The organism is Buttiauxella selenatireducens (assembly GCF_031432975.1).
Taxonomy (GTDB): Bacteria; Pseudomonadota; Gammaproteobacteria; order Enterobacterales; family Enterobacteriaceae; genus Buttiauxella; species Buttiauxella selenatireducens.
On record NZ_CP133838.1, the window covers coordinates 3,141,655 to 3,153,256 of the forward strand.

Genomic DNA, 11,602 nt, shown 5'->3' on the forward strand with positions numbered 1-11,602 from the left:
TCTTCCGTCTACTGTATAAAATCCCTATACTGTATGAATCGACAGTTTTCATCCAGGTAGTATCATGACGGCGGAAGGTCACCTTCTTTTTTCCATTGCCTGTGCAGTATTCGCTAAAAACGCCGAACTCACGCCTGTGCTTGCTCAAGGGGACTGGTGGCATATTGTGCCATCAGCCATCCTGACGTGTTTGCTACCTGATATTGACCACCCAAAGTCATTTCTCGGCCAACGCTTGCCCTGGATTTCCAAACCGATCGCCCGCGCCTGCGGCCATCGGGGGTTTACGCACAGTTTATTTGCCGTATTCGCGAGTCTCGCGCTGTTCTATCTCAAAGTTCCCGAAACCTGGGTTATTCCCGCCGACGCCCTTCAGGGCATGGTGTTGGGCTACTTGAGCCATATTCTTGCGGATATGCTCACCCCTGCCGGTGTGCCGTTACTTTGGCCATGCCGTTGGCGGTTCCGCTTTCCTATTATCAGGCCGCAAAAAGGCAATCAACTTGAACGTGCCTTGTGCATGGTGTTTTTTGGCCTGGCGGTGTGGATGCCGCAAAGTATTCCCGATAACAGTGCCGTGCGCTGGTCATCGCACATGATAATTTCGCTACAAATGACCTTTAATAGTTTTTTAAGTAACCACCTGGAACAATAATTAGGCGAAATAACTCAAATGGTAATAATCAATTCCTTTTGAATATAAGACTCGTTCTGAGCTTCTGGTACGATTTACAGCATAAAGCCAAAGCAATTCGAGTTGCCGGATAACCGGCGGCGAGAAAAGTGATGGATATAAAGGTGGCAATCAGTCCACCTGCTTAAAATACACTCAGGAGATACGGGATGAATTTTCCACTTATAGCGAACGTTATCGTGTTCGTTATTCTGCTGCTGTTGCTGGCGCAAACCCGCCACAAACAGTGGAGTCTGGCGAAGAAAGTACTGCTTGGTCTGGTGATTGGCGTCGTCTTTGGCCTTGCCCTGCACACCATTTATGGCGAAGACAGCCCGGTACTGAAACAATCTATTCAGTGGTTTAACGTTGTCGGTAACGGCTATGTTCAACTGCTACAAATGATTGTAATGCCATTGGTATTTGCCTCAATTCTGAGTGCTGTTGCGCGACTGCATAATGCCTCGTCTTTGGGCAAAATCAGCGTACTGACCATCGGGACACTGCTGTTCACCACATTGATTTCCGCACTGGTCGGCGTGTTGGTCACTAACCTGTTCGGTCTGACCGCAGAAGGCCTGGTTCAAGGGACTGCAGAAACCGCACGTCTGAGCGCGATTGAAACGACCTATGTGGGCAAAGTTGCCGACCTCAGCGTACCGCAACTGATTTTATCTTTCGTACCGAAAAACCCGTTTGCTGACCTGACTGGCGCCAATCCAACGTCGATCATCAGCGTCGTGATTTTCGCCGCCTTCCTGGGCGTGGCCGCACTGAAATTACTGAAAGACGATGCACCAAAAGGCGAACGTGTTCTGGTTGCGATTGACACACTTCAAAGCTGGGTCATGAAACTTGTGCGCCTGGTGATGCAACTGACGCCATACGGTGTTCTGGCTCTGATGACCAAAGTCGTTGCGGGTTCAAACCTGCAAGACATCATTAAACTGGGCAGCTTCGTGGTGGCTTCATACCTCGGCCTGGCCATTATGTTCGGTGTGCATGCGGTATTGCTGGCCGTCAATGGTGTCAGCCCGTTGAAATACTTCCGTAAAGTATGGCCGGTACTGACCTTCGCTTTCACCAGCCGCTCCAGCGCAGCCAGCATTCCATTGAACGTTGAAGCGCAAACTCGCCGCCTGGGTGTGCCTGAGTCCATCGCAAGCTTTGCGGCGTCCTTTGGGGCAACTATCGGTCAGAATGGTTGTGCCGGTCTGTATCCAGCGATGCTGGCCGTGATGGTCGCACCGACTGTCGGTATCAACCCGTTGGATCCCGTCTGGATTGCTACATTAGTCGGGATTGTCACCGTAAGCTCCGCAGGCGTTGCCGGTGTCGGTGGAGGCGCAACATTCGCTGCGCTGATTGTCCTCCCAGCTATGGGCTTGCCCGTCACGCTGGTTGCGCTGTTGATTTCGGTTGAGCCGCTTATCGATATGGGTCGTACCGCGCTGAACGTCAGTGGTTCAATGACAGCAGGTACCATCACGAGTCAGTTGATGAAACAAACTGATAAAGAAGTGCTGAATAGCGATGAAGAAGCTGAGCTGGCGCATCGCTAACCAGTAGCAAAATCACTACAGAATCTGCGACAATAAACGGCTCCTCTCACCGAGGAGCCGTTTTTTTATTTATAATTTAGAGCTCCCGCATAGGGCGCCAAAACTTTAGCTCTCTACGGATCCCTTATCTCTATGAAACGACTCTGTATTCTGTTGTTGTTCTGCGTCTCATCGGCGTGGGCTGAAACACCTGATAGTCCTTATCTGCAACATGCGCAGGAAGGAGACAGTCGTGCCCAGTTTTATCTTGCCGACACGCTGTTTAGTGCGGGTGAATACCAGCAGGCCGAAAGTTGGGCGGCAAAATCAGCGGCTCAAGGAGATGCAGATGCACTGGCACTTCTGGCACAGCTGAAAATTCAGGACCCTAACGCTGCTGATTATCAGCAAGCGAAATCACTCGCTGAACAAGCGGTTGAGCTTGGCAGTAAAATAGGTAATGTGACGCTTGCGCGTATTCTGGTTAACACCCAAGCGGGTACACCTGACTACCCTAAAGCGATGAAGCTGCTGGAAAGTGCCTCACAAGATATCGAAAGCGATTCCGCGGTCGATGCACAGATGTTCTACGGTTTGCTCTACGCTAACGGCGTGGGTATTGCACAGGACGATGAAAAGGCGACATTCTGGTTTAAGCGCAGCTCGGCGATTTCTCGGACGGGTTATGCCGAATACTGGGCCGGCATGCTGTTTTTAAACGGTGAGAAAGGCTTTATTACAGCCAATAAGCAAAGAGCATTGCAGTGGCTGAATGTAAGCTGCACAGAAGGATTTGATACCGGCTGCGAAATGTTTGATCAAATCAGTAACGGCGGGTAATCCCGCCATCCTGGATACAGTCTGGAAAGATGACAAAAATATCAGAGAATGTCATTTTCATTTCTTACCTGCATCGCCCAACGTTGTGCGGACTCCGGCAACGTAAAGGGCGGTGACTGGCGGAACGCATCCCCCACCAGCACAAAAGCCACATAGCGATTACGTAAAATCCACACATCCTTAAACCCTTCAGCTCGCAAGGCTTGAGCCGGCGGCGCAGGTTCAACACGCGGTTGATACGTAATAACGGGACGAGTATTTGGTTGGCGCAAAGGTTTCATAGGCAATCGAATCAGAACTGAATTGATGAACAACGTCACTATGATAGCGGAGAATCGCCCTCCGCGTCTCGTGTTGAGAAGCTCTTGACCTATAGTTAAAGGTGTTTTGGCTATTCAAAGCATCGTTATCGCAGGACTAAAACAGGAGATGAGCTCAATGTCGACGCACGATAAACATCCGTTAAGTCACAGCGCACCAATACATGACGCCAATGAATCCAGGCCCGGCATGGATTCTCTGGCTCCTGAAGATGGATCTCACCGCCCTTCCACTGTACCCACGCCGCCTGGAGCACAACCCACGGCTGCAGGAAGTTATAAAAGCCCGGATACCTCCAACGAAAAACTAAAATCGCTAGATGTGCACCGCAAGGATGGTGAAAACTTCCCGCTGACGACCAATCAGGGTGTGCGGATTGCCGATGACCAAAATTCACTGCGCGCCGGTACGCGCGGGCCTACGCTTCTGGAAGATTTTATCCTGCGGGAAAAAATCACCCATTTCGACCATGAGCGTATCCCCGAGCGTATCGTACATGCGCGGGGTTCGGCGGCTCACGGTTACTTCCAGCCCTATAAAAATTTAGCGGAAGTCACCAAAGCGGATTTTCTATCGGACCCTGATAAAATCACGCCGGTATTCGTGCGATTTTCGACCGTACAAGGCGGCGCAGGCTCTGCCGACACCGTGCGGGATATCCGCGGATTTGCCACCAAATTCTATACCGAAGAAGGCATTTTCGATTTGGTCGGTAACAACACCCCGGTATTCTTTATTCAGGATGCACATAAATTCCCTGATTTCGTCCACGCAGTTAAACCCGAGCCACACTGGGCCATACCGCAAGGTGGCAGTGCGCACGACACCTTCTGGGATTATGTGTCACTGCAACCCGAAACGCTGCACAACGTCATCTGGGCGATGTCTGATCGTGGTCTTCCACGCAGCTATCGCACCATGGAAGGGTTCGGTATTCATACCTTCCGTATGATTAATACCGAAGGCAAAGCCACCTTCGTGCGTTTCCACTGGAAACCCACCGCCGGTAAAGCATCGCTGGTGTGGGATGAATCGCAAAAATTGACGGGGCGCGATCCGGATTTCCACCGCCGCGATCTTTGGGAATCTATTGAAGCGGGCGATTTCCCGGAATACGAATTGGGGTTGCAATTAATCCCAGAAGAAGATGAGTTTAAATACGATTTCGATCTGTTGGACCCGACCAAGCTGATCCCTGAAGAGCTGGTTCCCGTCCATCTGGTGGGCAAAATGACGCTCAATCGTAACCCGGATAATTTCTTCGCCGAAAACGAACAAGCGGCATTCCATCCAGGACATATCGTCCCTGGGCTTGATTTCAGTAATGACCCGTTATTACAGGGGCGTTTATTCTCTTATACCGATACGCAAATCAGCCGCCTGGGTGGCCCGAATTTCCATGAAATCCCGATTAACCGCCCGGTCTGCCCCTATCACAACTTCCAGCGTGATGGCATGCACCGAATGGATATCGACAGTAATCCTGCCAACTACGAACCGAACTCCATCAACGATAACTGGCCACGCGAAACGCCGCCGGGGCCAAAACGTGGCGGCTTTGAGAGTTATCAAACACGGGTTGAAGGGCATAAAATTCGCGAACGTAGCCCATCGTTTGGTGAGTATTACTCGCAACCCCGGCTGTTCTGGCAAAGCCAAACGCCTGTCGAGCAGCAACATATTATCAGCGCTTTTAGCTTCGAATTATCCAAAGTGGCGCGGCCCTACATCCGCGAAAGAGTGCTGGATCATCTTACACACATTGATATTTCGCTGGCACAACCCGTTGCAGAAAATCTCGGTATTGAGCTTTCCGATGAGCAGATGCACGTCGCCCCACCGAAAGATGTCAATGGGCTGAAAAAAGACCCGAGTCTAAGCCTGTATGCGGTGCCAAGCGGTTCAGTGAAAGGCAGAGTCGTTGCGATTCTACTCAGTGAAAATGCGAATGCGGCGGATGTGCTGGCGACAATGCAGGCGCTGAAAGCCCAGGGCGTCCACAGCAAACTGTTGTTCTCGCGTCTGGGCGACGTTAGCGCTGACGATGGCTCCTTGCTGCCGATTGGAGCCACGTTCACCGGTTCACCGTCAGTCAGCGTCGATGCGGTGATAGTCCCCGGAGGCGACATCAGTTCCATTTTAAATAATGGCGATGCCACTTATTATTTAATGGAAGCCTATAAACACTTAAAAGTCATCGGCCTCGCAGGTGATGCCCGACAGTTTAAATCTAAGCTGGGTATTGATAACCAGGGTGAGGAAGGTGTCGTTGAAGGTGACACTGTCACAACTACATTTACCGATGATTTCCTGCAACATCTCGCCGCGCACCGCGTCTGGTCGCGTAGTAACAAAGTTAGCCATATCCCTGCATAGCCACAAAAAAAGCCGCCACGGTTAAGTGGCGGCTTTTTTACTTAAGGCGTTATTATTTTTTCGTTTGCGGATCGGTATCGTATTCGGCACAAGACTGATAACCGGAATTCATCACATGACCGGTTTCATCAAGTGCTACAAAGTAAGTTTCGGTTTTGCCTTCGCGCTGGCCAAGAATATAGGTCTGGCAAGTACCGCGAGCGTGAATCATGGTGATTTCTGAAGAAGGTTTACCCGCAATTTGCTGTACTTGCTCACGGCTCATGCCTTTTTTCACATCTTTGACCACGGGCGTCGCCACCTGATCTTTGGTACGGTCATACGCCGTACAACCCACAAGCATTGTCATCACCGCTGCTGCACTTAAAAATCCTGCAAAATTCTTGTTCATATTTTATCCTCGTTTTTCAGGGTATTGCTCATGCGTGTTCATTAAGCGTGGAATAGAAAAGCACTTTTTTCAACTAACCAGACCAAATGAACAAATTTTAGGATTATTATACAAAACACCAGGTTAGCTCCAGATCGCTCTAAATCACACCAAATGATTCCATACATGTGCATGAGTCTTGTCGTTTTACCTACAAACGGGTAGTTTTAACAAATCTGACTTTTGCTGCCTGCGCGCGCAGGTACACCGTAACCGGAGGGTTAAATGGCTCTGCAACAAGAGATTATCCAGGCATTAGGGGTTAAACCACAGATCGACCCGCAGCACGAAATCCGTGTCAGCGTCGATTTTCTGAAGTCGTATCTGAAAAGATACTCGTTTATTAAGTCCCTGGTATTGGGTATCAGCGGCGGCCAGGACTCCACTCTGACAGGCAAACTTTGCCAACTGGCTATCAATGAACTGCGCAACGAAACCGGTGACAACAGCTATCAGTTTATCGCGGTACGTTTGCCGTTTGGTGTGCAGGCTGACGAACAAGACTGCCAGGATGCGATCACCTTTATCCAGCCCGATCGCGTGTTAACCGTGAACATTAAAGGCTCGGTCCTGGCAAGTGAGCACGCGCTGCGTAACGCGGGAATTGAGTTGAGCGATTTCATTCGTGGCAACGAAAAAGCTCGCGAGCGAATGAAAGCCCAGTACAGCATTGCGGGTATGACCAAAGGCGTGGTGGTGGGTACGGACCATGGCGCTGAAGCGGTGACCGGTTTCTTCACCAAATACGGCGATGGTGGTACTGATATCAACCCAATCTTCCGTCTGAACAAACGTCAGGGCAAAGCGCTGCTTAAAACCCTGGGCTGCCCGGAACACCTCTACCAGAAAGCTCCAACGGCGGATCTGGAAGATGATCGCCCTTCTCTGCCGGACGAAGCCGCGCTCGGTGTCACTTACGAACAGATTGACGATTATCTGGAAGGTAAGACTCTGGATGATGCCACCAGCAAAATCATCGAAGGCTGGTATCTGAAAACTGAGCACAAACGTCGCCCACCGATTACGGTGTTTGACGATTTCTGGAAGAAATAACCCCACACCAGGTGGATGTCGCTTACGTTAACCTCCGATAAAGGTATTTTCGTCGGCCAGCTTAACGTAAGCGACATCCGATATTCGCGACATTCTGGAAACACATGGACAGCTCTGCAAAACGCGCCACGGCCTTTGGCTTGCTGGCGATCCTCCTCTGGAGCACCTCGGTTGGTTTATTACGCAGTATCAGCGAACATTTTGGCCCCGTTGGCGGCGCCGCGCTAATTTATACCGTTAGTGCCCTATGCCTGTGCCTTGCCCGTGGTTTACCCAAAATACGCGAAATCCCGACCCGCTATTTATGGAGTGGCGGCGCTTTATTTGTCTCCTATGAAATCTGTCTTGCGTTGGCCATTGGGCTGGCGAACAGCCGCAGCCAATCGCTGGAACTGGGGATGATTAACTATTTGTGGCCAAGCCTGACGATTCTTCTTGCGCTGTTTATTAATCAGCAACGCAGCAACTTATGGCTCTGGCCAGGACTGGCACTTTCCCTTGCGGGCATTGTTCAGGTCATGAAAGGAGATGGCGATTGGTCACCGTTGCAGATGTGGCACAACATTCTCGATAACCCACTGGCATACGGACTGGCCTTTGCCGCCGCGATAATCTGGGCGCTGTATTGCAACATTACGCGTCGCTTTAGCGAGGGGAAAAACGGCGTATCACTGTTTTTCTGCGCCACCGCCATTGTGCTGTGGGTGAAGTTTGCCTTCGTGAGCGAAGCTCCGATTCATTTTACGCTACCGTCCACGCTGCAACTGTTGTTTATGGGGATGTCTACGGCAGTGGCCTATTCAGCCTGGAACCACGGAATTCAGCGCGGGAACATGACGCTGCTCGCGACTGCATCCTATTTTACGCCGGTACTTTCGGCGCTGATCGCAAGTCTTTGGCTGGGTTTACATCCGGGTTGGGCGTTTTGGCAGGGTGTTGTCATGGTCGTTGGCGGGTCGCTGCTTTGTTGGCTCGCGACCCGCCGTTACGGATAGCTCGTCATACTTCAAGCTGCAGGGGTGTTGGCTGCACTCACTTACCCCAGTCACTTACTCAAGTAAGCTCCTGGGGATAAGCTCCCTTGCCGCCTACCTGCAACTCGAATTATTTAGAGCATCTATTAATCATAGGAAGTTTTAAATCATGTTTCTGCGCACACTCAACAGCGCTTTCATAACCCGCATCGGCATGGCGCATGACACCTGTCGCAGGGTCATTCCACAGCACACGTCCTAAACGCACTTCGGCTTCTGGCGTGCCGTCGGCAACAATCACCACGCCTGCGTGTTGTGAGAAGCCCATCCCCACGCCGCCACCATGATGCAAACTTACCCATGTGGCACCGCCTGCGGTATTGAGCAACGCGTTCAGCAATGGCCAATCAGAAACCGCATCGGAACCGTCTTTCATCGACTCCGTTTCACGGTTTGGTGAAGCTACCGAACCACAATCGAGATGATCACGGCCAATGACCACTGGCGCTTTCAACTCGCCGTTACGGACCATTTCGTTAAACGCCAGCCCTGCACGATGGCGCTCTCCTAACCCCAGCCAGCAGATACGTGCCGGCAGGCCCTGGAATGCAATGCGCTCTTGCGCCATATCCAGCCAGCGATGCAGGTTCTGGTTATCCGGGAACAGTTCTTTCAGTTTGGCATCAGTTTTGGCGATATCTTCCGGGTCACCAGAAAGTGCTACCCAGCGGAACGGCCCTTTACCCTCGCAGAATAGCGGACGAATATAAGCCGGAACAAAGCCAGGGAAATCAAAGGCATTTTCCACGCCTTCATCGAATGCTACCTGGCGGATATTGTTGCCGTAATCCACCGTCGGCACGCCCATTTCCCAGAAATCGAGCATCGCCTGTACGTGCACCGCCATGGATGCCCGAGCGGCTTTTTCCACTGATTTGGGCTGCGATGTACGTTCGTTCTGCCAGCGTTCTACCGTCCAACCTTGCGGTAAATAACCGTTGATGGGATCGTGTGCCGAAGTTTGGTCCGTCACAATATCAGGCTTAATACCGCCTGCTTTCGCACGTTTCACCAACTCAGGCAGAATTTCAGCCGCGTTACCCAACAGACCCACGGAGATAGCTTTTTTCTCCGCGTTAGCCCGTTCAATAATCGCCAGCGCTTCATCAAGATTGGTCGCTTTGTAGTCGAGATAGCGGGTGCGCAGACGGAAATCAATGCGCGACTCCTGGCATTCGATGGCTAATACTGACGCGCCAGCCAGCACGCCTGCCAATGGTTGTGCGCCCCCCATTCCACCGAGCCCAGCAGTCAGGATCCATTTACCGCGCAAATCGCCACCGTAATGTTGGCGCCCAGCTTCAGCAAAGGTTTCAAACGTGCCCTGTACGATGCCTTGCGCGCCGATGTAAATCCACGACCCCGCAGTCATCTGGCCGTACATCATCAGCCCGGCTTTATCGAGCTCGTGGAAATGATCCCAGGTTGCCCAGTGCGGCACCAGGTTGGAGTTAGCGATTAAGACACGCGGCGCGTCGGCGTGCGTGCGGAAAATCCCCACCGGTTTACCGGACTGCACCAGCAGCGTTTCGTCGGCTTTCAGGCTGCGCAGCGAAGCGAGGATCTGCTCGAAGCATTCCCAGTTACGCGCCGCTTTGCCGATCCCGCCATACACCACCAGATCTTCCGGGCGTTCAGCAACATCGGGATCGAGATTATTTTGGATCATGCGGTAAGCCGCTTCGATCAACCAGTTTTCGCAGTGCAAAGTGCTACCGTGTGGAGCGCGTACCGTGCGGGCTACCGCCTGTTTTACAGATTCAGTCATTGTGGTGGCTCCCGGCATCAGGCCGACGTAGAAGGAAAGAGTTGAGTAATAACAGCAGGTAACTCACCGCTGGCACCCCACTGGCGCATGCTTTCAATATCTGGAGCCAGTAAGCGATCTTTATCGAGGAAGGCGACACGCTGGCGTACGCCGCTGAAAACGTCTTCCATTAGTGGAGAACTACGAAGCGGGCGAGAAAACTCAATGCCCTGAGCGGCTGCCATGGCTTCTATACCCACCACGGCGGCGGTGTTGAAGCACATGTCACCCAAACGGCGAGCGGCGTAGGTCGCCATGGAAACGTGATCTTCCTGGTTTGCTGACGTCGGGAGGTTGTCCACGCTGCCAGGATGAGCCAGCGATTTGTTTTCGGACGCAAGCGCTGCGGCCGTCACCTGCGCAATCATAAATCCGGAGTTGATCCCGCCTTCTTTCACCAGGAACGGCGGCAAGCCAGATAGCCCAGTATCCAGCAACAATGCCAGACGGCGCTCGGAAATCGCACCAATCTCAGCAACCGCCAGTGCAATAATGTCGGCGGCAAACGCCACCGGTTCAGCGTGGAAATTCCCGCCAGAAATGACTTCACCCGTATCGCTAAACACCAGCGGGTTATCAGATGCCGCATTGGCTTCAATTTGCAGGACACGTGCCGCGTGGCGCAGGTTATCAAGGCATGCGCCCATCACCTGCGGGACACAGCGAATGGAATACGGATCTTGCACACGTCCACAATGCTGATGGGAATCGACAATTTCACTGTCTGCCAACAACACTCTGACCGCGGCTGCGACATCAATCTGCCCCGTTTGTCCACGCGCTTCATGAATACGCGCATCAAACGGTTTTACAGAACCTTTAATCGCTTCAAGCGATAACGCCCCCGCTACCAGACCCGCACCGAAGACTTTTTCGCCTTCAAACAGGCCGCGCAGCGCGAGGGCTGTAGACACTTGCGTGCCGTTGAGTAACGCCAGCCCCTCTTTTGGCCCAAGCACTAACGGCTCGACGCCCGCCATTTTTAGCCCGGCAGTAGCAGGCACTTCTTCGCCATTAATACGCACATTTCCTTCACCCAGCAGCATCAGCGAAAGATGCGCCAGCGGAGCGAGGTCGCCCGATGCACCAACCGATCCTTTTTCAGGGATAACAGGCATCACACCGGCATTAAACAGGCGCAACAAACTGTCGATAACACGCATACGCACACCAGAATGGCCCCGCGCAAGGCTGATGATTTTACTGGCCATGACGACGCGAACCACATCGTCTGGCAGCGGTTTTCCAAGCCCTACGCTGTGTGAAAGCACCAGATTGCGTTGCAGTTCAGCCAAATGGTCATTTGCAATGGTGGTTTGTGCTAATTTGCCAAAACCCGTATTAATGCCGTAAACCACATCGCCATGTTTAACGATAGCTTCGACGGTTTGTTGCGCCTTTTCAACCGCATCAATGGCCTGTGGATCAAGACTTAACGTGACGGTTCCATGGTAGATTTCACGCAATGTGGCGAGCGTGACGCGCCCCGGTGTAAGACAGCAAAGCTTTTTTTGCAGTGACATAGCG

General features: G+C 52.1%; 10 protein-coding genes. 6 read left to right on the forward strand and 4 right to left on the reverse strand.

Features of this window, described 5'->3' with window-relative positions; genetic code table 11:
• Positions 1-64 precede the first annotated feature (64 nt).
• The 3 genes from RHD99_RS14410 to RHD99_RS14420 all read left to right on the forward strand — a co-directional run bounded on the left by RHD99_RS14410 (position 65) and on the right by RHD99_RS14420 (position 3,054).
• Entirely contained in the window at positions 65-655 is a 591-nt protein-coding gene (locus RHD99_RS14410) for a metal-dependent hydrolase (RefSeq protein ID WP_309874762.1), read from the forward strand.
• A gap of 188 nt (positions 656-843) precedes the next feature.
• The gene (locus RHD99_RS14415; protein ID WP_270139218.1) at positions 844-2,235 is read left to right on the forward strand and encodes an L-cystine transporter; all 1,392 of its coding nucleotides are present in this window, start codon (positions 844-846) and stop codon (positions 2,233-2,235) included.
• A 132-nt stretch (positions 2,236-2,367) separates the two neighbouring features.
• Positions 2,368-3,054, forward strand: coding sequence for a tetratricopeptide repeat protein (locus RHD99_RS14420; protein WP_309874764.1), 687 nt, complete (start codon positions 2,368-2,370; stop codon positions 3,052-3,054).
• A gap of 41 nt (positions 3,055-3,095) precedes the next feature.
• Here RHD99_RS14420 and cedA read toward each other — a convergent pair whose 3' ends face one another.
• Positions 3,096-3,335, reverse strand: a complete 240-nt coding sequence (gene cedA, locus RHD99_RS14425) for a cell division activator CedA (protein ID WP_183271760.1) — start codon at positions 3,333-3,335, stop codon at positions 3,096-3,098.
• A 157-nt stretch (positions 3,336-3,492) separates the two neighbouring features.
• Between cedA and katE the strand changes: the two genes are divergently transcribed.
• Positions 3,493-5,751 (forward strand): catalase HPII, encoded by a 2,259-nt coding sequence (gene katE, locus RHD99_RS14430; RefSeq protein ID WP_309874766.1) that lies wholly within the window; start codon positions 3,493-3,495, stop codon positions 5,749-5,751.
• A gap of 52 nt (positions 5,752-5,803) precedes the next feature.
• Here katE and osmE read toward each other — a convergent pair whose 3' ends face one another.
• Complete coding sequence (gene osmE, locus RHD99_RS14435; protein WP_309874768.1) at positions 5,804-6,142, reverse strand: osmotically-inducible lipoprotein OsmE; 339 nt, start codon at positions 6,140-6,142, stop codon at positions 5,804-5,806.
• A 264-nt stretch (positions 6,143-6,406) separates the two neighbouring features.
• On the opposite strand from osmE, the gene nadE reads away from it, so the two are divergent.
• Together nadE and yddG are read left to right on the forward strand one after the other, a co-directional pair.
• Positions 6,407-7,234, forward strand: a complete 828-nt coding sequence (nadE, locus tag RHD99_RS14440) for an NAD(+) synthase (protein ID WP_309874770.1) — start codon at positions 6,407-6,409, stop codon at positions 7,232-7,234.
• A 104-nt stretch (positions 7,235-7,338) separates the two neighbouring features.
• Complete coding sequence (gene yddG / locus RHD99_RS14445) at positions 7,339-8,229, forward strand: aromatic amino acid DMT transporter YddG (RefSeq protein WP_309874772.1); 891 nt, start codon at positions 7,339-7,341, stop codon at positions 8,227-8,229.
• Between the two features lie 109 nt (positions 8,230-8,338).
• On the opposite strand, the gene hutU is transcribed toward yddG, so the two are convergent.
• Together hutU and hutH are read right to left on the reverse strand one after the other, a co-directional pair.
• Complete coding sequence (gene hutU / locus RHD99_RS14450) at positions 8,339-10,036, reverse strand: urocanate hydratase (RefSeq protein ID WP_309874774.1); 1,698 nt, start codon at positions 10,034-10,036, stop codon at positions 8,339-8,341.
• A 17-nt stretch (positions 10,037-10,053) separates the two neighbouring features.
• Positions 10,054-11,598, reverse strand: a complete 1,545-nt coding sequence (gene hutH, locus RHD99_RS14455; protein ID WP_309874776.1) for a histidine ammonia-lyase — start codon at positions 11,596-11,598, stop codon at positions 10,054-10,056.
• Between the last annotated feature and the right edge of the window lie 4 nt (positions 11,599-11,602).